This is a genomic window from Xylanimonas protaetiae (genome assembly GCF_004135385.1).
Taxonomy (GTDB): Bacteria; Actinomycetota; Actinomycetes; order Actinomycetales; family Cellulomonadaceae; genus Xylanimonas; species Xylanimonas protaetiae.
The window spans coordinates 227,064-246,626 of record NZ_CP035493.1 but is presented as its reverse complement, the minus strand read 5'-3'; the positions used below and the strand labels follow the sequence as shown (position 1 = coordinate 246,626).

Below are 19,563 nucleotides of genomic sequence, written 5' to 3'. Positions count from 1 at the left end.
TTTAGCCACACAGACCACGAGACGCCGGCACACCCGATCCGGCGCCCAACGGAAGGAACCCACGTGGACGTCACCACTCTCGCCGAGCTCACCGGCAACCTGAACTCGGTGGGCTACGGCCTCGCGGCCATCGGCCCGGGCATCGGCCTCGGCATCCTGATCGGCAAGACCATCGAGGGCATGGCCCGCCAGCCCGAGGTCTCCGGCCAGCTGCGCGCCACCATGTTCCTCGGTGTCGCGTTCGTCGAGCTGCTCGCGCTCCTCGGTCTCGTCGCCGGCTTCCTCTTCCCGGCGGCGTGATGTCGGCGCTGCAGAGCGCCGCCCTCGTGATGGCGGCGGAGGAGGAGCACCAGGGCATCGACCTGTTCCTCCCGGAGCCGGCCGACCTCTTCTGGTCGCTCGTGGTCCTCGTGCTCATCGGCGTGGTCTTCTACAAGTTCGTGCTCCCGAAGATGACCGCGATCCTCGACGAGCGCTCCGAGAAGATCGAGGGCGGCCTCGCCAAGGCGGAGCAGGCCCAGGCGGCCGCCGCCGACGCGCGCGAGCAGGGCGAGGCCCTGCTGGCGGAGGCGCGTCACGACGCCGCGCGCACGCGTGACGAGGCTCGCGAGGACGGCAAGGCGATCGTCGCCGAGCACCGCGTGAAGGCTCAGGAGGAGGCGGCCCGCATCGCCGAGGCGGCCCAGCGCCAGGTCGAGGCGGAGCGTCAGGCTGCCGCCGTGTCGCTGCGCACCGAGGTCGGCGACCTCGCCACCCAGCTCGCCTCGAAGATCGTGGGCGAGGAGCTCGCCGACAGCGCCGCCCGCGCGCGCGTCGTCGACCGCTTCCTCGACGACCTCGAGACGCAGCAGACCGTGGCGGCCGGCCGGGCGAGCAGGGAGGGCTGATGCGCGGGACGTCCGGAGCATCGCTCGACGCGGCGCGCGAGCGCCTCGAGCCGGTGCTGCGCGCCGCGGGGGAGGAGTCGCTGACGCTCGGCGAGCAGCTGTTCGCCGTCGTCGACGCGCTCGACTCCTCGGCGGCCCTGCGTCGCACGCTGTCCGACCCGTCGCTGCCCGCCGAGGTCAAGTCCGGCATCGCCGGGCAGGTCCTGGCAGGTGGCTTCGACCCCCGCGTGGTCGAGCTCGTCCGGTCGCTGGCCGCCGCCCGGTGGTCGGCCGACAAGGACCTGCCCGACGCTGTCGAGCGGCTCGCGCTGAACGCCGTGATCGCCTCGGCCGAGGCCCGCGGTGCGCTCGAGACGATCGAGAACGAGCTCTTCCGCATCACCCGGGCCCTGCAGGGGCAGCGGGAGGCGCGGCAGGTGCTGTCCGACCCGACGACGAAGGTCGAGCGCCGCGTCGCCCTCGTGGACGCGCTGCTCGTCGGCAAGGCCGACCCGATCACGGTCGTCCTGGCCCGCCGCGCGACGGCGGCCCTGCGCGGCCGGCGCTTCGTGCGGACGCTCCTGAGCGTCGGCACCGTGATCGCGGAGCGCCGCTCGCTCCTCGTCGCGACCGTGACGAGCGCGATCGAGCTCTCGGAGGCGCAGGAGCAGAGGCTCGCGTCGCTCCTCGAGCAGGCCTACGGCCAGGCCGTGGAGCTCTTCGTGACGATCGACCCCGCAGTCGTGGGCGGCCTGCGCATCAGCGTCGGCTCCGACGTCGTCGACAGCACCGTGCTGTCCCGCCTGGCCGACGCCCGCCGCCGGCTGGTCGGCTGAACCCGACCGCTGCACCCGACCAGCGAAACCACAGAACGTTCGGCCGCCCAGCGGCCACGACAGGAGAGAAGCAATGGCTGAGCTGACGATCCGGCCGGAGGAGATCCGGGCCGCGCTGGACAGCTTCGTGAAGTCCTACGAGCCCGACGGGCCCGTGACCGAAGAGGTCGGCCGCGTGACCCTCGCCGCCGACGGTATCGCCAACGTCGAAGGCCTCCCGGGCGCGATGGCCAACGAGCTCCTGCGTTTCGAGGACGGCACGCTCGGCCTCGCGCTCAACCTGGACGTGCGCGAGATCGGCGTCGTCGTCCTGGGCGACTTCACGGGCATCGAGGAGGGCCAGGAGGTCCGCCGCACCGGCGAGGTGCTCTCGGTCCCCGTGGGCGAGGGCTACCTGGGTCGCGTCGTCGACCCGCTGGGCAACCCGATCGACGGCCTCGGCGAGGTCACCGGCATCGAGGGCCGCCGCGCCCTCGAGCTGCAGGCCCCCGGCGTCATGCAGCGCAAGTCGGTGCACGAGCCGCTGCAGACCGGCATCAAGGCGATCGACTCGATGATCCCGATCGGCCGCGGCCAGCGTCAGCTGATCATCGGCGACCGCCAGACCGGCAAGACGGCCATCGCGATCGACACGATCATCAACCAGAAGGCCAACTGGGAGTCGGGCGACCCGTCGAAGCAGGTCCGCTGCATCTACGTCGCCATCGGCCAGAAGGGCTCGACCATCGCCTCCGTGCGCGGCGCCCTCGAGGACGCCGGCGCGCTGGAGTACACGACCATCGTCGCCGCCCCGGCCTCCGACCCGGCCGGCTTCAAGTACCTGGCCCCGTACACCGGCTCGGCCATCGGCCAGCACTGGATGTACGACGGCAAGCACGTCCTGATCATCTTCGACGACCTGTCGAAGCAGGCCGAGGCCTACCGCGCCGTGTCGCTGCTGCTGCGCCGCCCGCCGGGCCGCGAGGCCTACCCGGGCGACGTCTTCTACCTGCACTCGCGCCTGCTGGAGCGTTGCGCGAAGCTGAGCGACGACCTGGGCGCGGGCTCGATGACCGGTCTGCCGATGATCGAGACCAAGGCGAACGACGTCTCGGCCTACATCCCGACCAACGTCATCTCCATCACGGACGGCCAGATCTTCCTGCAGTCCGACCTCTTCAATGCCGACCAGCGTCCCGCCGTGGACGTCGGCATCTCGGTGTCCCGCGTCGGCGGTGACGCCCAGATCAAGGCCATGAAGAAGGTCGCCGGCACGCTGAAGCTCGAGCTGGCCCAGTACCGCTCGCTCGAGGCCTTCGCGATGTTCGCCTCGGACCTCGACGCCGCCTCGCGCGGCCAGCTGGCCCGTGGCGCCGCGCTCATGGAGCTCCTCAAGCAGCCGCAGTACACGCCGTACCCGGTCGAGGAGCAGGTCGTCTCCATCTGGGCCGGCACCAAGGGCCGCCTCGACGACGTCCCCGTCGCCGACATCAAGCGCTTCGAGGCCGAGCTGCTCGACCACCTGCGCCGCACCGGCGACATCCTGCCGACGATCGCCACCTCCGGGAAGCTCGAGGACGAGACGGAGTCGGCCCTGTCCGACGCCGTCGAGGCCTTCCGCCAGGGCTTCCTCAAGGGTGACGGCACCCCGCTCGTGGGCAGCGCCCTCGAGGACGCCGAGGTGACGATCGAGCAGGAGCAGATCGTCGCTCAGAAGAAGGCCTGACGCATGGCCGGAGGATCCCAGCGCGTCTACAGGCAGCGGATCAAGTCGACGCAGTCGCTGAAGAAGATGTTCCGCGCGCAGGAGCTCATCGCCGCGTCCCGCATCGGGCGCGCCCGCGCCCGGGCGACGTCGGCGACCCCCTTCGCGCAGGCCATCACGCGGGCCGTGTCCGCGGTGGCGACGCACGGGCACGTCGACCACCCGATGACCGAGCCGCGCAACGACACCAACCGCGTCGCGGTGCTCGTCGTCGCCTCGGACCGTGGCATGGCGGGCTCGTACTCGGCGGCGATCATCCGTGAGACCGAGCGCCTGCTCGAGCGCCTCGAGCGCGAGGGCAAGCAGCCCGAGCTCTACGTCGCGGGCCGTCGTGCGATCTCGTACTACCGCTACCGCGGCCGCACCCTGCGCGGCCAGTGGGCCTACGGCTCGGACAGCCCGAACGTCGAGGTCGCGAACGAGATCGCCGACGCCCTGCTCACCGCGCACAACGCGTCGGCGCAGGACGGCGGCGTGGCGGAGCTGCACGTGGTCTACACGCAGTTCGTCAACATGGTCACGCAGCGTCCCCGCGTGGTGCGCATGCTCCCGCTCGAGGTGGTCGAGGGCGTCGTCGAGCACGACGAGGTCGAGCCGCTGTACGACTTCGAGCCCTCGGTCGAGGTCGTCCTCGACGCGCTCCTGCCGCGCTACGTGCGCAGCCGCCTGTTCAGCTTCCTGCTGGAGGCGGCCGCCTCGGAGCTGGCCTCGCGCCAGCGGGCCATGCACACCGCGGTGGACAACGCCGAGGACCTCATCCGCAACTACACCCGTCTGGCGAACCAGGCCCGCCAGGCGGACATCACCCAGGAGATCAGCGAGATCGTCTCGGGTGCCGACGCACTGGCCGCGGCCAAGTAACAGACCCCTAGACGACCTTTGAAGCGAGGCAACCAATGACCGCCACCACCGTGGACTCCTCGGTCGAGCGCACCAACGGGCCTGCGACGGGCCGCGTCGCTCGAGTGATCGGCCCCGTCGTGGACATCGAGTTCCCCGAGGACTCGATCCCCGACATCTACAACGCGCTCACCGTCGAGATCGACCTCTCGTCGCAGGGCGAGGGCGAGAAGAGCTTCACGCTCACGCTCGAGGTCGCCCAGCACCTGGGCGACTCGCTCGTGCGCGCCATCGCGCTCAAGCCCACCGACGGCCTCGTGCGCGGCGCCGTCGTGACGAACACGGGCGCGCCGATCTCCGTGCCCGTCGGTGACATCACCAAGGGCCACGTGTTCGACGTGACCGGTAACGTCCTCAACCTCAAGGAGGGCGAGAAGTTCGAGGTCACCGAGCGCTGGCCCATCCACCGCAAGGCGCCGGCGTTCAAGGACCTCGAGTCCAAGACGTCGATGTTCGAGACGGGCATCAAGGTCATCGACCTGCTCACGCCCTACGTGCAGGGCGGCAAGATCGGCCTCTTCGGCGGTGCGGGCGTCGGCAAGACGGTCCTCATCCAGGAGATGATCCAGCGCGTCGCCCAGGACCACGGTGGCGTGTCGGTGTTCGCCGGCGTCGGCGAGCGCACCCGTGAGGGCAACGACCTCATCCACGAGATGGAGGACGCGGGCGTCTTCGACAAGACGGCGCTGGTCTTCGGTCAGATGGACGAGCCGCCGGGCACGCGTCTGCGCATCGCCCTGTCGGGCCTGACGATGGCGGAGTACTTCCGCGACGTGCAGAAGCAGGACGTGCTGCTGTTCATCGACAACATCTTCCGCTTCACGCAGGCCGGTTCCGAGGTCTCCACGCTGCTCGGCCGCATGCCGTCCGCGGTGGGCTACCAGCCGAACCTCGCCGACGAGATGGGCATCCTCCAGGAGCGCATCACCTCGACGCGTGGCCACTCGATCACCTCGCTGCAGGCGATCTACGTCCCGGCCGACGACTACACCGACCCGGCCCCGGCCACGACGTTCGCGCACCTGGACGCGACGACGGAGCTCTCCCGTGAGATCGCGTCGAAGGGTCTGTACCCGGCCGTCGACCCGCTGACGTCGACGTCGCGCATCCTCGACCCGCGCTACGTGGGCCAGGACCACTACGACACCGCAACCCTGGTGAAGTCGATCCTGCAGCGCAACAAGGAGCTCCAGGACATCATCGCGATCCTCGGTGTGGACGAGCTCTCGGAGGAGGACAAGACGGTCGTCGCGCGTGCGCGCCGCATCCAGCAGTTCCTCTCCCAGAACACCTACATGGCCGAGAAGTTCACGGGTGTCGCGGGCTCCACGGTGCCGCTGACGGAGACCATCGAGGCGTTCCAGAAGATCGCCGCGGGCGACTTCGACCACGTCGCCGAGCAGGCCTTCTACAACATCGGTGGCCTCGAGGACCTCGAGCGCAACTGGGCCCGCATCCAGAAGGAGTACGGCGCCTGATGGCCAACCTCAACGTCGACCTCGTCTCGACGGACCGCAAGGTCTGGTCGGGGATCGCGCGTGCGGTCAGCGCGCCGTCCGTCGACGGGCAGATCGGCATCCTGCCGGGCCACACGCCGATCCTGGCCGTGCTGCGTGCCGGCACGGTCCGGGTCACCTCCGACGACGCCGCACCGTTCGAGGTGCACGTCTCCGGCGGCTTCGTGTCGGTCGATGACAACCTCGTCACCGTCGTGGCCGACGAGATCACGCCCGTCACCGGCGCGGAGGCCTGACGCCCGTGCCCGCCGCCCTCACCGTGCTCCTGGTGGTCCTCGCGATCGCCGCGCTGGTGCTGGCGGCGGGCGCGTCGCGGCTGCACTCGCTGTCGCGACGCGTCGGCTCGTTCACGTGCAACGCGCGCGCCGCCGGGGCGCCGGCGGTGCCGTTCACCCTGGGCATCGCGCACTACGCCGTCGGGCGCATCGAGTGGTATCGGTGCTGGTCGCTGTCCTGGCGGCCGGCGCGCACCTGGGTGCGCGACCGTCTGTCGGTCACGGGCCGGGTGCCGCTCGAGCAGGCCGGCCAGGCCGACCAGTACCTGGTCCGATGCCGGTACGACGACGTCGACTTCGAGCTGTCGATGTCCACGGCCGCGTACGCTGGGCTCGCCTCGTGGCTCGAGGCGGCGCCGCCCGGGCGGCGCGACCTCGTGCTGTAACACCGATCGCGATCCCGCTGCACGCCGCCTCCGGGCAGGACCTGCCCTGCTCCTCGGCCGCGTCCGCGGGATCGCTCGCTAGGAGAGAGACCCCGTGCGCCTCGTCGTCGCCACGTGCTCGGCCCGCTACACGGGCCGCCTGAACGCCCACCTGCCGCTCGCGACGAGGCTGCTGGTGGTCAAGGCCGACGGCAGCGTCCTGCTGCACTCGGACGGCGGGTCGTACAAGCCGCTCAACTGGATGAGCCCCCCGTGCACCTTCAAGGCCGCGGAGCCCGACGCCGCGGCCTTGGAGCGCGGCGTCACCCAGGTGTGGACCGTCCAGCACGCCAAGTCCGACGACCGGCTCGAGATCGAGCTGCACGACGTCGTGCACGACTCGTCGCACGAGCTGGGCGTCGACCCCGGCCTCGTCAAGGACGGCGTGGAGGCCCACCTCCAGGAGCTCCTCGCCGCGCAGATCGCCCTGCTGGGCGACGGCCACTCGCTGGTCCGCCGCGAGTACATGACCGCGATCGGCCCGGTCGACATCCTGGCCCGGGCGCCCGAGGGCGGGCACGTCGCGGTGGAGATCAAGCGGCGCGGCGACATCGACGGCGTCGAGCAGCTCACCCGCTACCTCGAGCTGCTCAACCGCGACCCGCTGCTCGCCCCCGTCCGCGGCGTCTTCGCCGCCCAGGAGATCAAGCCGCAGGCGCGCGTGCTGGCCACCGACCGCGGCATCGGCTGCCTGGTGCTCGACTACGCGGCCATGCAGGGCGTCGACGATGCCGACTCCCGCCTCTTCTGACCGGCTCCGGGCGGGCAGTCCTGACCGGCCCCGGGTGGGCAGTCCTGACCGGCCCCGGGTGGGCAGTCCTGACCGGCCCCGGGTGGGCAGCGTCGCGGGTCCGCCGCGGGCCCGCGCGGTACGCCAAGATGGCCGCATGACCTCCGCCTCCGCCGCGCCCACCGTCCTGCGCGGCCGCCTCGTGCTGCCCGACGCCGTCCTCGAGGACGGCGTGCTCGTCCTGGACGGCGACCGGATCGCCTACGCGGGCGCTGCGTCGTCGGCGCCCGTGACGCCGCCCGGCGCGACGGACGACCTGCTCCTGCCGGGCCTCGTCGACGTCCACAACCACGGCGGCGGGGGAGCGAGCTTCCCGGACGCCACGACGGCGGACCAGGTGCTCACGGCCGTCCGCGAGCACCGCGCCCAGGGCACGACGACGATGCTCGCGTCGCTCGTCACCGCGGACCGCGACACGCTCGTCGCGCGCGCGGAGCTGCTGGGGGCGCTCGCCGAGGCCGGGGAGATCGCGGGCATCCACGCGGAGGGGCCGTTCCTGTCGTACGAGCGCCGCGGCGCGCAGAGCCCCGAGCACCTGGTCGCGGGCGACGCCGGGCTGGTGCGCGACCTCGTGGCGGCGTCGGGCGGGCACCTGCGGTCGATGACGGTGGCGCCCGAGATCCCGGGCGTGGCCGGGCCCGGGGGCGCCGCCGAGGTGCTCGTCGAGGCGGGCGTGGTGCCCTCGCTCGGGCACACCGCGGGGGCCGCGGAGCAGGCGGAGGCGCTCATCGCCCAGGTGGCCCCGGCACTGCGCGAGCGTGGTCGGGAGATGACCGTGACACACCTGTTCAACGGCATGCCGCCCTTCGAGGGCCGGGCTCCCGGACCGGTCGCCGCGTGCCTCGCCGCGGCGGCGCGGGGCGACCTCGTCGTCGAGCTCGTCGCCGACGGCGTCCACGTCGCCCCGGCGACGGTCCGCGCGGTCGTCGACATGGTGGGCGCGGACCGGGTCGCGTTCGTCACCGACGCCATGGCGGCCGCGGGCATGCCCGACGGCGACTACGTGCTCGGGCCGATGGCCGTGACGGTGGCGGGCGGCGTCGCGCGGCTGACCGACGGGGGAGCGATCGCGGGCGGCACCGCGCGCCTCCTCGACGTCGTGCGCACGTCCGTCGCGGCGGGGGTCCCGCTGCACGACGCCGTGCGCGCGGCGTCGTGGGTCCCGGCGCGGGCGCTCGGCCTCGCCGACGTCGGGGGCCTCGTGGCGGGCCGACGCGCCGACGTGCTCGTCGCCGACGCCGCGCTGCGGCCGCTGCGCGTGCTGCGCGCGGGCACCGCGGTGCGCTGACCGCGCAGCCCTCTGACCTGGGGTTGTTTTCGAAACTCCTCCGCTTGACGGCGGCGGTCGTTGCCGAAATCGTTCGTGATCAGCGGTGGGCCAACGGAGGTCCGCCGCCCTTCTCGAAGGGACGACGATGAACCACAAGCACCACCGTCGTGGGTTGCGAGCGGTTGCAGCAGTCGCACTGGCCTCCGTTGTCGCCGCCATGGATGTGGCGACGTCCGAGGCAGCAGGAGCCACGCTCCAGGCGGCCGCCTCGAGCGCCGGGAAGTACTTCGGCACCGCGATCGCCGCGAGCAAGCTCTCCGACTCGACCTACTCGACCATCGCGAACCGCGAGTTCAACATGGTCACGGCCGAGAACGAGATGAAGATGGACGCCACCGAGCCGTCGCAGGGCACCTTCAGCTTCACCAACGGCGACAAGATCCTCGACTGGGCCACCGCGAACGGCAAGAAGGTGCGCGGTCACGCCCTCGCGTGGCACTCGCAGCAGCCGTCGTGGATGCAGAACCTGTCGGGCACCGCGCTGCGCACCGCGATGCTCAACCACGTCACGGGCGTCGCGACGCACTATAAGGGCAAGGTCTACGCCTGGGACGTGGTGAACGAGGCGTTCGCCGACGGCTCCACGGGTGCGCGCCGCGACTCGAACCTCCAGCGCACGGGCGACGACTGGATCGAGGCCGCGTTCAAGGCCGCGCGCGCCGCCGACCCGGGCGCGAAGCTCTGCTACAACGACTACAACATCGACAACTGGTCCTGGGAGAAGACGCAGGCCGTCTACGCGATGGTCAAGGACTTCAAGGCCCGCAACGTGCCGATCGACTGCGTCGGCCTCCAGTCGCACTTCAACTCGGGCAGCCCGTACCCGAGCAACTACCGCACCACGCTGCAGAGCTTCGCCGCGCTGGGCGTGGAGGTCCAGATCACCGAGCTCGACATCGAGGGCTCGGGCCAGACGCAGGCCGACACCTACGCCAAGGTCGTGGCGGACTGCATGGCGGTCAGCAAGTGCGCCGGCATCACGGTGTGGGGCGTGCGCGACTCCGACTCGTGGCGCTCCAGCGGCACCCCGCTGCTGTTCGACGCGTCGGGCAACAAGAAGGCCGCCTACACGTCGGTGCTCAACACCCTGAACGGCGGCTCGACCCCGACGCCGACCCCGACCCCGACGCCGACCCCGACGCCGACGCCGACGCCCACGCCGACGAACCCGCCGGCGACGGGCTCCTGCACGGCCACGATGAAGATCGTCAACTCGTGGCAGGGCGGCTTCCAGGCCGAGGTCACGGTCAAGGCCGGCGCCGCGCGCACGTCGTGGACGACGTCGTTCACGACCAGCGCCGTCGTCCAGGGCTGGAGCGGCGTCTTCTCCGTCTCCGGGACCACGGTCACGGTGAAGAACCAGCCGTACAACGGCACCCTCGCCGCGGGCGCCTCGACGACGTACGGCTTCACGGCCACGGGCACGGCCCCGAGCGCGCCGCTCCCGGTGACCTGCTCCTGAGCGCGTGACGCACGGCGGTGGGCGGAGGGCCGTGACGGGCTCCGTCCACCGCCGTGCCTCGTCCCGCGGACCCCTTGACGGAGCCGGGGTCGCACGGGGCACACTCGGGCGCGTGACTGATGACACCTTTGCCCGCACGTTCCCGGCCGGGTTCACCTGGGGCACGGCCACGGCGGCCTACCAGATCGAGGGTGCTGCGGCCGAGGGCGGCCGCACCCCGTCCATCTGGGACACCTACGCCCACTTCTCCGGCCGGGTCGACCGGAACGACTCCGGCGACGTCGCCGACGACCACTACCACCGCTGGGCCGAGGACGTCGACCACCTCGCGCAGCTCGGCGTGGGCGCCTACCGCCTGTCGATCTCCTGGTCGCGCGTCATCCCGACGGGCCGGGGCCCGCTCAACCCGGAGGGCGTCGCGTTCTACCGCACGCTGCTCACCGCGCTGCGCGAGCGCGGCATCCAGCCGTACGTGACGCTCTACCACTGGGACCTGCCCCAGGAGCTCGAGGACGAGGGCGGCTGGACCGTCCGCTCCACGGCGGAGGCGTTCGCGGACTACGCGCGGGCCGTGGTCGCCGAGCTCGGCGATCTGGTCAAGGTGTGGACCACGCTCAACGAGCCGTGGTGCAGCGCCTACCTGGGCTACGCCTCGGGCGTCCACGCCCCGGGGCGTAGCGAGCCCGCCGGCGCGCTCGCCGCGGTGCACCACCTCAACCTCGCGCACGGCCTGGCAGCGCTCGCGATCCGCGAGGTCGAGCCCGACGCCCGGGTGTCGGTCACGCTCAACCTGCACGTGCTGCGCGCCGCGGACCCGACGTCGGAGGGCGACCTGGACGCGGTGCGGCGCATCGACGCCCTCGGCAACCGGGCGTTCCTCGCGCCGATGCTGGAGGGGGAGTACCCCGCGGACCTGCTCGCGGACACCGCCGCGGTCACGGACTGGGGCTTCGTGCAGGACGGCGACCTGGAGATCGTCCGGCAGCCGCTCGACGTCCTCGGGGTGAACTACTACTCGACGACGACGGTCTCCGCGGGCGACGCCGCCGCGGCCCCGGAGGACCTGGGCGTCGAGTCGACGGCCGCCGACGGGCACCGCCCGTCGAGCCACTCGGCCTGGGTCGGGTCCGAGGACGTCAAGTTCGCCGCCCCCACGGGGCCGCTCACGTCGATGGGCTGGAACCAGGAGCCTGCCGGCCTCACGGAGCTGCTCGTCGAGCTCGGCAAGCGCTACCCGGGCCAACCGCTCATGGTCACCGAGAACGGCGCGGCGTTCGAGGACGAGGAGTCGGTCGACGCCGTGGGCCGCCGCCGCGTGCACGACGCCGCCCGCGTCGCGTACCTGCACGACCACGTCGACGCCCTGGGGGCCGCCATCGACGCCGGGGCCGACGTGCGCGGGTACTTCGCGTGGTCGCTGCTCGACAACTTCGAGTGGGGCTGGGGCTACTCCAAGCGCTTCGGCATCATCCGCGTGGACTACGACACCCTCGAGCGCGTGTGGAAGGACTCCGCGCACTGGTACCGCCGCCTGTCGACGACGGGCGCGCTGCCCGCGGTGACGGAGGTCGACCCCGCCTGACAGGACCGCCACCAGGCCGGGCGCGGTCTCCCTCCCGGGGGCCGCGCTCGGCCTTTTCCGCGTGGTTCCGCGCCTTGTCGGTGCCTGGTGGCATGATCGTGGGCATGCTCACACGGACACGTCCAACCACAACATCTCGTTGTGGCGCGCGGACGAGACACAAGGTGTAGTGTTTGGGATCTGCGGACCGCCAGGGCCTCGCGTGAAACACATCGTCGTAACTTCACGACTGTCAGTCCAGGTCAGAGGCACCGGCCTCGTCCGCACCACGAACGCAACTCACGAGGGCACCACCGCCACGAGGGCAACACAGGGGAGACGAACATGAGCATCACGGTCTACAGCAAGCCGGCCTGCGTGCAGTGCGATGCGACCTACCGCGCCCTCGACAAGAAGGGCATCGAGTACACGGTCGTGGACATCACGAAGGACGCCGAGGCGCTCGAGATGGTCCGTGGCCTCGGGTATCTCCAGGCCCCTGTCGTCGTCGCCGGCGAGTCGCACTGGTCGGGCTTCCGCCCCGACCAGATCGGTGCGCTCGCCCGCACCGTCGTCGGCGCCTGATCGCGACGGCCTGACTGTCGCCCACGGCGTCCGCGGAGGACGCCGCCACGAGGGAGCACGACATGGTTGCTCTTGTCTACTTCTCTTCGGTCTCTGAGAACACGCACCGGTTCGTCGGCAAGCTTCACCTCGACGAGCTCGGCATCGCGGTCCACCGCATCCCGCTCCGCCCCGCGGACGGCTTCCTGACGGTCGACGAGCCGTACGTCCTCATCGTCCCCACCTACGGCGGGGGCAACGAGGGCGGCGCCGTCCCGCGGCAGGTGCGCCGGTTCCTGGGCGACGAGCACAACCGGTCGTTGATCCGCGGCGTCATCGCCGCCGGCAACACCAACTTCGGCGCTGCCTACTGCATCGCCGGCGACATCATCAGCGCGAAGTGCCGGGTCCCGTACCTGTACGCCTTCGAGCTCCTGGGCACGGCAGAGGACGTCCAGCGCGTCCGTGACGGATTGGGACGATTTTGGCAACGGCAATCACTGAGGTCGGCGTGAGCGGCACCACCCTGGGGACGGCGCTGCCGGTGCAGAACCTCCAGCTCGACTACCACGCGCTCAACGCGATGCTGAACCTGTACGGCGCGGACGGGCAGATCCAGTTCGACAAGGACCGCGAGGCCGCCCGCCAGTACTTCCTGCAGCACGTCATCCCGAACACGGTGCAGTTCGACACGCTGGAGGCCAAGCTGGCCTACCTCGTGGAGAACAAGTACTACGAGGCCGCGACGCTGGAGAAGTACACGCCGGCGTTCGTCAAGGAGCTGTTCCAGCTCGCGTACTCCAAGGACTTCCGCTTCGACACGTTCCTGGGCGCGTTCAAGTACTACACGTCGTACACGCTCAAGACGTTCGACGGGAAGAAGTACCTGGAGCGCTTCGAGGACCGCGTCTCGATGGTCGCGCTGGGTCTCGCGGACGGCGACGAGCAGCTCGCGCGCGACATCGTCGAGGAGACCGTGGCCGGGCGCTTCCAGCCCGCGACCCCGACCTTCCTCAACGTGGGCAAGGCGCAGCGCGGCGAGCCCGTCAGCTGCTTCCTGCTGCGCATCGAGGACAACATGGAGTCCATCGCGCGCGGCATCAACTCCGCCCTGCAGCTCTCGAAGCGCGGCGGCGGCGTCGCCCTCCTGCTGAGCAACATCCGCGAGCACGGCGCCCCGATCAAGCACATCCAGAACCAGTCCTCCGGTGTCATCCCCGTGATGAAGCTCCTCGAGGACTCGTTCAGCTACGCCAACCAGCTCGGCGCCCGCCAGGGTGCGGGTGCCGTGTACCTGCACGCGCACCACCCGGACATCATGCGGTTCCTCGACACCAAGCGGGAGAACGCGGACGAGAAGATCCGCATCAAGACGCTCTCGCTGGGCGTCGTCGTCCCGGACATCACGTTCGAGCTCGCCAAGCAGAACAAGGACATGCACCTGTTCTCGCCGTACGACGTCGAGCGCGTGTACGGCGTGCCGTTCGCGGACATCTCGATCTCGGAGAAGTACGACGAGCTCGTCGCCGACGACCGCATCCGCAAGACGACGATCAGCGCCCGCGACTTCTTCCAGACGCTCGCGGAGCTGCAGTTCGAGTCCGGCTACCCGTACATCATGTTCGAGGACACGGTGAACAGGGCGAACCCGATCAAGGGCCGCATCACCCACTCGAACCTGTGCTCGGAGATCCTCCAGGTCTCGACGCCGTCGACGTTCAACGAGGACCTGTCGTACGACCACGTCGGCCGCGACATCTCCTGCAACCTCGGCTCGCTCAACATCGCCAAGGCGATGGACTCGCCCGACTTCGGCAAGACCATCGACACCGCGATCCGTGCTCTGACGGCCGTCTCGGACCAGACGTCGATCGAGTCGGTGCCGTCCGTGAAGCTCGCCAACGAGCTCGGCCACGCCATCGGCCTCGGCCAGATGAACCTGCACGGCTACCTCGCCCGCGAGCGCGTGTTCTACGGCTCCGAGGAGGGCGTGGACTTCACGAACATCTACTTCTACACGGTGGCGTTCCACGCGATCGCGGCGTCGAACCGCCTGGCGGTCGAGCGTGGGCGCGCGTTCGGCGGCTTCGAGGACTCGAAGTACGCGACGGGGGAGTACTTCGACAAGTACACCGAGCAGGAGTGGAAGCCCGCCACGGCCCGTGTCGCGCAGCTGTTCGCGGACGCCGGCGTCGCCATCCCGACGCAGGACGACTGGCGCGCGCTCAAGGCCTCGGTCATGGAGCACGGCATCTACAACCAGAACCTCCAGGCCGTCCCGCCCACGGGCTCGATCAGCTACATCAACAACTCGACGTCGTCGATCCACCCGGTGCCGGCGAAGGTCGAGATCCGCAAGGAGGGCAAGCTGGGCCGCGTCTACTACCCGGCGCCCTACATGACGAACGACAACCTGGAGTACTACCAGGACGCGTACGAGATCGGCTACGAGAAGATCATCGACACGTACGCCGCGGCGACGCAGCACGTCGACCAGGGCCTGTCGCTGACCCTGTTCTTCAAGGACACGGTCACGACGCGCGACGTCAACCGCGCCCAGATCTACGCCTGGCGCAAGGGCATCAAGACGCTGTACTACATCCGGCTGCGCCAGCAGGCCCTCGAGGGGACGGAAGTGGAGAACTGCGTCTCCTGCATGCTGTGAGGTTCGCCCTCTTGCGCGGAACCCGCGCGAGCGCGAACCCTGTATCGGCAGCCCTGCACCACGAGTAGTCACGAAGGAACCCCCATGGCCCCCACCGGGAAGCTCAAGCTCATCGATCGCGTGTCCGCGATCAACTGGAACCGCCTCGAGGACGAGAAGGACCTGGAGGTCTGGGACCGCCTCGTCGGCAACTTCTGGCTGCCCGAGAAGGTGCCGGTGTCCAACGACATCCAGTCGTGGGCCACGCTCAGCGAGGCCGAGAAGCTCATGACCACGCGCGTGTTCACGGGCCTCACCCTGCTGGACACGATCCAGGGCACGGTCGGCGCGGTCTCGCTCATCCCGGACGCGCTGACCCCGCACGAGGAGGCGGTGTACACCAACATCGCGTTCATGGAGAGCGTGCACGCGAAGTCGTACTCCTCGATCTTCTCGACGCTCATCTCCACCAAGGAGATCGACGAGGCGTTCGCGTGGTCGGAGGCGAACCCGAACCTGCAGCGCAAGGCCGAGATCGTCCTCGAGTACTACCGCGGCGACGACCCGCTCAAGCGCAAGGTCGCCTCGACCATGCTCGAGTCGTTCCTGTTCTACTCGGGCTTCTACGCGCCGATGTACTGGTCGAGCCGCGCGAAGCTCACGAACACGGCCGACCTCATCCGCCTCATCATCCGCGACGAGGCCGTGCACGGGTACTACATCGGCTACAAGTTCCAGAAGGGGCTCGCGAACGAGTCCCAGGAGCGTCAGGACGAGATCAAGGCCTACACGTTCGAGCTGCTCTTCGAGCTGTACGAGAACGAGGTCGAGTACACCGACGCGCTCTACGGCGAGCTCGGCCTGACCGAGGACGTCAAGAAGTTCCTGCGGTACAACGCCAACAAGGCCCTGATGAACCTGGGCTACGAGGCGCTGTTCCCCAAGGAGGACACCGACGTCAACCCGGCCATCCTGGCCGCGCTGAGCCCCAACGCCGACGAGAACCACGACTTCTTCTCAGGGTCGGGCTCGTCGTACGTCATCGGCAAGGCGGTCGACACGACGGACGACGACTGGGACTTCTAGGAGCTCCTCCTAGCCCGTTCGAGCCGAAGGGCTGATCAGAGGCCCGGAGCCGCAGAATTCTGCGGTTCCGGGCCTCTTTGCGTGCCTCCCGACCAGACACACAGGAGGTCACCAGTGATCAGGGGTACTCGTTCGGAGTGGCACGCAGGTGGCACGCGCACACCTGACAGACGGGTGAGAGCTCGCACCAGGACCGATTTCCGGTTTGGCCCCGTCAGGGGCCGTGCCACAGCGTGCATCACGAACCGCGTCTTGAACGCCAGCAATCCGCAGAATCCTGCGGTTTCTCGCCCATCCGTCCGTGCCACAGAGGCTGTGGCACGGAGGTTCGGAGCGGCGATCTGGAGGGCGCGATGAGCACGGCACGCGAGACCTGGGGCAGCTTGCGTAAGCTGCCGTCGGGACGTTGGCAAGCCCGCTACCCGGGACCTGACGGGCGGACCTACCCGGCGCGAACCGAGGACGACCAGGCGCTGACGTTCCAGACCAAGTCGGATGCGCGGGGATGGCTTGCACGAGTGCAGGTGACGATTGCCGACGGCCGCTGGGAGCCGCCGGCTGCGGCGGCCGCGCGCCGGCGTGCGGAGAGGGCGGCGGAGGCGGCCAGGAACGTCGGCTTCCGCGCCTATGCCGAGCAGTGGATCGACATGGTGAGGACCACGCCGAGCCGTTCGGGGAAGATGCGCTCGGCAGGTACGGTGCGCAGCTACCGGAGCAAGATCACCGGCTACCTCATCCCGGAGTTCGGGGACATCCCCGTCCGGGAGATCGACATCGTGCGCATCCGGCAGATGGTGTCGAGGCTCGACACGATCCCCGCTGAGGTCAACCGTAAAGCGGAACACAACGGGATCACTCGGCCGGTGCTGGTCGTTCTGATGATGATCCTGCGCCAAGCGGTTCGCGACGGGACCATTCCCGCCGCGCCAGCCGTCTCGATCCCGAGGCAGAAGTCGGTGCGACACGGGGCGGACCACGACCCGAGCGACGACGTCATCGACCCTTGGAAGGTCGAAGAGATCTACGAGGCGACGCCGCCTGAGTGGCGGATCCTCGTCCTGTTGGCCGCCTGGTGTCAGCTGCGGCGCGGGGAGGCACTTGGGCTGCAACGTCGGGACATCGTGTGGCACGACGATGGCACCGCCACGCTGAACGTGCGGCGTCAACTGAACGCCAACACCGGTGACTACACGGATCCGAAGACGGACGCGGGCAAGCGAGCCATGAGCGTCCCGAAGATCATGCGGGACAGGCTTGCTGCACATCTGTCGGCGTACGTCGCCCCCGAGGCGAAGGCACCAGTCGTACCGAGCAGAGCGTTCGGCAAGCTGCCGTTGTCCAACACCAAGTGGGGCTACATCTGGGCCGAGTCGCGCGACAGCGTCCTCGACCTGCCCACGGGGTTTCGGTTCCATGACCTGCGGCACACAGGCTTGACGATCTTTGCCCAAGAGGGTGCGACGCTTGCGGAGCTGATGCGTCGCGGAGGCCACTCGGATATCCGGGTCGTTCTGCGTTACCAACACGCGACGATGGAACGTGACCGCGAACTCGCCGAGCGGATGAGCGACCGCGCCCTGGTGAAGATCGCGGCAGCCAAAGAGGCGGCCGCCAAGGAGGCCGCAGGACAGTCGTGACAGCACATGGGCTCCGGGCCGTTGAGACCCGGAGCCCATGGTGTTGTTGGTCATGCCGTTCGATGCACCGACGGGATGGCGATGAGCAACTTCTCGGTGAGCTCGGCGATGTCGACGCGCACCAGTCGGCCGACCCGGTATCCCGTGATGGTGCCGTCCGCGATCCTTCGCCGCAGGGTCTGGACCGAGACATCGAAGCGCTCGGCAGCGGATCCGAGCGAGATCAGTTGCGGTGCGCGCTGCGCCGGTGGTGAGGCGATGTGAGCCATGTCGAGTTCCTTTCGTCAGCAGACGGTTGCCCGCCGTCGTGTGCAGCTACAGGTCGATGGCGGGTGGGTCGAGGCTGGGGCGCAGCCAGTGCTCGGGTGCGGGTGTTCGTCCGCGGTAGGCGTCGACGTCGAACAAGGCGGGCAGGTATCGGCGGGCGCTGTCGATGACCCACCCACCACGAACGTCGGGCCTGGTCGCAGGGCGGGCCCCCGGCGGGTCGGCGAGCCCGTCACGGGCGGCGTCGTCGGTGAGCTTGGCGAGCGCGGTGCGCAGGTCCTGGGCGAGGTGGGTGAGGTCGCCTGCGACGGTCATGACGGGTGGTCCCCAGACGCGGGCTTCGACGTCGATGGAGCCGAGCAGGTGGTCGGGGTGGTCGTCGAAGTGCTGGTTGAGGGTGACGGGCTGCGCGCCGATGTTCACGGTGACGGTCGCCTCGAAGGGGCGGGAGGTCTCGTGTGGTCCGGGGGTGCGGGTCTTGAGGAGGATGAGGTCGACAACGTTGTCGGTGCCGGCTTGGGGGCGTAGGGCTCCGGCGGGCAGGCGCACGGCGCCGAGGAACGTGGCGTTGCTGAGGATCGCCCGCCGCGGTGCCGGGTTGGGTGTGTCCATGAGGTCGTGGGTGGTCATGACGGCCACGAGCCCGCCGGGCCGGGCGAGACGGGTGGCGGCGATCGTCATGAGCAGGTGGCGGTGCAGGCGGGTGGACCAGCGGGCCGGGTCCCGCAGCTGGACGTCGGCCCAGGGTAGGGACGCGATGACCAGGTCGTAGTCGCCCTCGCCGCCGCGTGGCGCCGGCTGGTGCTGCGCGTCGGGGTCGAGGCGGTCGAGGCGTGCCAGGTGCGCGGCCAGGAAGTCTTCGGGGATCTCGGGTGCACCGGGCATCTTGAGGAGGGTGGGTGCGCCGCCGCCCTGGATCAGGACGTCGCCGCCGTCGAACCCGAGCCTGTGCAGGGCGGGCCACAGCGCGTTGCGCACGGCGACGTACGCCTGGTGCGGGTTGGTGCGGATGTGGTCGGCCATCGCGGTCAGGTCCGCGGTTTCGCGCTCGAGAGCGCCGGGTAGCCGGTGCATCATGCACCTGCCGATCCGGGGGCGGCGGTGAGGCGGTGGGTGTCGAGGACGGCCTGGCGTTCGTGGACGTCGGCGAGGACCATGGCGCGGAAGTCGGCGTCGCGGTCGGTGATCGGGTGGGCGGGCTCGACGTCGCGGGCCGGTTCGCCGGGCCAGACCGCGATGAGGGTGGGCCGGTCGGAGGTGGTCTGGGTGCCGCAGGCGGCGACCCACTCGCGCAGCCGGATCCGAGCCTCGCGTAGGTCCTTGTGCCACTGCAGCGGTGCGGAGGGTGCGGCACCGTCGCCGTAGCAGGCCAGCCAGTGCAGGTGGAGGGCGGACAGCTCCCAGACGAGCTCGTCGTGGCGGTGCCAGAACGGCGGGACCTCGAGCACGGAGAGGCCGTAGGCGGTGCGTAGCCAGGTGACCCAGGCGTCCAGCTCGGCCCAGGCGGCCTCGGCTTCCTCGGGTCGCAGGGTGTTCCAGTTGATCGGCCCGGGCGGCTCGGCCTCCGGTCCCCCGAAGCCCGGGGCGGGTGGTTCGGGGCGGCGGCGGGCGCGCGGCGGCCGGTGCCGGGCGGGCTCGTGTGACTGCGCGTCGACCATG

General features: G+C 70.1%; 20 protein-coding genes. 17 read left to right on the top strand and 3 right to left on the bottom strand.

Features of this window, described 5'->3' with window-relative positions; genetic code table 11:
* Positions 1-63 precede the first annotated feature (63 nt).
* From ET471_RS01100 to ET471_RS01020, 17 genes are all read left to right on the top strand, one after another.
* Entirely contained in the window at positions 64-300 is a 237-nt protein-coding gene (locus tag ET471_RS01100) for an ATP synthase F0 subunit C (protein ID WP_129186219.1), read from the top strand.
* Entirely contained in the window at positions 300-887 is a 588-nt protein-coding gene (locus tag ET471_RS01095; RefSeq protein ID WP_129186218.1) for a F0F1 ATP synthase subunit B, read from the top strand. The genes ET471_RS01100 and ET471_RS01095 overlap by 1 nt, the downstream gene beginning before the upstream one ends.
* Positions 887-1,702, top strand: a complete 816-nt coding sequence (locus ET471_RS01090; RefSeq protein WP_129186217.1) for a F0F1 ATP synthase subunit delta — start codon at positions 887-889, stop codon at positions 1,700-1,702. Before ET471_RS01095 ends, ET471_RS01090 begins: the two co-directional genes overlap by 1 nt.
* A gap of 73 nt (positions 1,703-1,775) precedes the next feature.
* A complete protein-coding gene (gene atpA, locus ET471_RS01085; RefSeq protein ID WP_129186216.1) occupies positions 1,776-3,407 on the top strand; it encodes a F0F1 ATP synthase subunit alpha in 1,632 nt (543 codons plus the stop codon).
* 3 nt (positions 3,408-3,410) lie between these two features.
* Complete coding sequence (locus tag ET471_RS01080; RefSeq protein ID WP_129186215.1) at positions 3,411-4,307, top strand: F0F1 ATP synthase subunit gamma; 897 nt, start codon at positions 3,411-3,413, stop codon at positions 4,305-4,307.
* 35 nt (positions 4,308-4,342) lie between these two features.
* Positions 4,343-5,824, top strand: a complete 1,482-nt coding sequence (gene atpD, locus ET471_RS01075) for a F0F1 ATP synthase subunit beta (protein WP_129186214.1) — start codon at positions 4,343-4,345, stop codon at positions 5,822-5,824.
* Positions 5,824-6,099 (top strand): F0F1 ATP synthase subunit epsilon, encoded by a 276-nt coding sequence (locus ET471_RS01070; protein ID WP_129186213.1) that lies wholly within the window; start codon positions 5,824-5,826, stop codon positions 6,097-6,099. The genes atpD and ET471_RS01070 overlap by 1 nt, the downstream gene beginning before the upstream one ends.
* Before the next feature lie 5 nt (positions 6,100-6,104).
* Positions 6,105-6,524 carry a DUF2550 domain-containing protein gene (locus tag ET471_RS01065; RefSeq protein WP_129186212.1) on the top strand — a complete coding sequence of 140 codons (420 nt, stop codon included), beginning with the start codon at positions 6,105-6,107 and terminating at the stop codon, positions 6,522-6,524.
* Positions 6,525-6,618: 94 nt separating this feature from the next.
* On the top strand, positions 6,619-7,314 hold the full coding sequence (nucS, locus tag ET471_RS01060; RefSeq protein WP_129186211.1) for an endonuclease NucS: 696 nt from the start codon (positions 6,619-6,621) through the stop codon (positions 7,312-7,314).
* Between the two features lie 136 nt (positions 7,315-7,450).
* On the top strand, positions 7,451-8,641 hold the full coding sequence (locus tag ET471_RS01055) for an N-acetylglucosamine-6-phosphate deacetylase (protein WP_129186210.1): 1,191 nt from the start codon (positions 7,451-7,453) through the stop codon (positions 8,639-8,641).
* Positions 8,642-8,768: 127 nt separating this feature from the next.
* Entirely contained in the window at positions 8,769-10,145 is a 1,377-nt protein-coding gene (locus ET471_RS01050) for a glycoside hydrolase family 10 protein (RefSeq protein ID WP_129186209.1), read from the top strand.
* Positions 10,146-10,257: 112 nt separating this feature from the next.
* Positions 10,258-11,727, top strand: coding sequence for a glycoside hydrolase family 1 protein (locus tag ET471_RS01045; protein WP_129186208.1), 1,470 nt, complete (start codon positions 10,258-10,260; stop codon positions 11,725-11,727).
* A gap of 324 nt (positions 11,728-12,051) precedes the next feature.
* A complete protein-coding gene (nrdH, locus tag ET471_RS01040; protein WP_129186207.1) occupies positions 12,052-12,291 on the top strand; it encodes a glutaredoxin-like protein NrdH in 240 nt (79 codons plus the stop codon).
* Positions 12,292-12,353: 62 nt separating this feature from the next.
* Positions 12,354-12,785, top strand: a complete 432-nt coding sequence (gene nrdI, locus ET471_RS01035) for a class Ib ribonucleoside-diphosphate reductase assembly flavoprotein NrdI (protein ID WP_129186206.1) — start codon at positions 12,354-12,356, stop codon at positions 12,783-12,785.
* Positions 12,782-14,935, top strand: coding sequence for a class 1b ribonucleoside-diphosphate reductase subunit alpha (gene nrdE / locus ET471_RS01030; protein ID WP_207207307.1), 2,154 nt, complete (start codon positions 12,782-12,784; stop codon positions 14,933-14,935). The genes nrdI and nrdE overlap by 4 nt, the downstream gene beginning before the upstream one ends.
* 84 nt (positions 14,936-15,019) lie before the next feature.
* Complete coding sequence (nrdF, locus tag ET471_RS01025) at positions 15,020-16,000, top strand: class 1b ribonucleoside-diphosphate reductase subunit beta (protein ID WP_129186205.1); 981 nt, start codon at positions 15,020-15,022, stop codon at positions 15,998-16,000.
* Positions 16,001-16,353: 353 nt separating this feature from the next.
* Positions 16,354-17,637 (top strand): tyrosine-type recombinase/integrase, encoded by a 1,284-nt coding sequence (locus tag ET471_RS01020; protein ID WP_129186204.1) that lies wholly within the window; start codon positions 16,354-16,356, stop codon positions 17,635-17,637.
* Positions 17,638-17,687: 50 nt separating this feature from the next.
* Here ET471_RS01020 and ET471_RS01015 read toward each other — a convergent pair whose 3' ends face one another.
* Genes ET471_RS01015 through ET471_RS01005 form a run of 3 tightly spaced genes read right to left on the bottom strand, consistent with a single transcriptional unit; the run spans position 17,688 to position 19,562 of the window.
* Complete coding sequence (locus ET471_RS01015) at positions 17,688-17,906, bottom strand: excisionase family DNA-binding protein (RefSeq protein WP_129186203.1); 219 nt, start codon at positions 17,904-17,906, stop codon at positions 17,688-17,690.
* 46 nt (positions 17,907-17,952) lie between these two features.
* Complete coding sequence (locus ET471_RS01010; protein ID WP_129186202.1) at positions 17,953-18,927, bottom strand: class I SAM-dependent methyltransferase; 975 nt, start codon at positions 18,925-18,927, stop codon at positions 17,953-17,955.
* 50 nt (positions 18,928-18,977) lie between these two features.
* Positions 18,978-19,562 (bottom strand): hypothetical protein, encoded by a 585-nt coding sequence (locus ET471_RS01005; protein WP_242496360.1) that lies wholly within the window; start codon positions 19,560-19,562, stop codon positions 18,978-18,980.
* Position 19,563: the final 1 nt, after the last annotated feature.

What these genes read in the sequence shown, in the direction of transcription:
- ET471_RS01095 (WP_129186218.1), top strand. Translation starts at nt 300, where the DNA reads ATGTCGGCGCTGCAGAGCGCCGCCCTCGTGATGGCGGCGGAGGAGGAG.
- ET471_RS01090 (WP_129186217.1), top strand. Translation starts at nt 887, where the DNA reads ATGCGCGGGACGTCCGGAGCATCGCTCGACGCGGCGCGCGAGCGCCTC.
- atpA (WP_129186216.1), top strand. Translation starts at nt 1,776, where the DNA reads ATGGCTGAGCTGACGATCCGGCCGGAGGAGATCCGGGCCGCGCTGGAC.
- ET471_RS01080 (WP_129186215.1), top strand. Translation starts at nt 3,411, where the DNA reads ATGGCCGGAGGATCCCAGCGCGTCTACAGGCAGCGGATCAAGTCGACG.
- atpD (WP_129186214.1), top strand. Translation starts at nt 4,343, where the DNA reads ATGACCGCCACCACCGTGGACTCCTCGGTCGAGCGCACCAACGGGCCT.
- ET471_RS01070 (WP_129186213.1), top strand. Translation starts at nt 5,824, where the DNA reads ATGGCCAACCTCAACGTCGACCTCGTCTCGACGGACCGCAAGGTCTGG.
- ET471_RS01055 (WP_129186210.1), top strand. Translation starts at nt 7,451, where the DNA reads ATGACCTCCGCCTCCGCCGCGCCCACCGTCCTGCGCGGCCGCCTCGTG.
- ET471_RS01050 (WP_129186209.1), top strand. Translation starts at nt 8,769, where the DNA reads ATGAACCACAAGCACCACCGTCGTGGGTTGCGAGCGGTTGCAGCAGTC.
- nrdH (WP_129186207.1), top strand. Translation starts at nt 12,052, where the DNA reads ATGAGCATCACGGTCTACAGCAAGCCGGCCTGCGTGCAGTGCGATGCG.
- nrdI (WP_129186206.1), top strand. Translation starts at nt 12,354, where the DNA reads ATGGTTGCTCTTGTCTACTTCTCTTCGGTCTCTGAGAACACGCACCGG.
- nrdF (WP_129186205.1), top strand. Translation starts at nt 15,020, where the DNA reads ATGGCCCCCACCGGGAAGCTCAAGCTCATCGATCGCGTGTCCGCGATC.
- ET471_RS01020 (WP_129186204.1), top strand. Translation starts at nt 16,354, where the DNA reads ATGAGCACGGCACGCGAGACCTGGGGCAGCTTGCGTAAGCTGCCGTCG.
- ET471_RS01015 (WP_129186203.1), bottom strand. Translation starts at nt 17,906, where the DNA reads ATGGCTCACATCGCCTCACCACCGGCGCAGCGCGCACCGCAACTGATC.
- ET471_RS01010 (WP_129186202.1), bottom strand. Translation starts at nt 18,927, where the DNA reads ATGGCCGACCACATCCGCACCAACCCGCACCAGGCGTACGTCGCCGTG.
- ET471_RS01005 (WP_242496360.1), bottom strand. Translation starts at nt 19,562, where the DNA reads ATGGTCGACGCGCAGTCACACGAGCCCGCCCGGCACCGGCCGCCGCGC.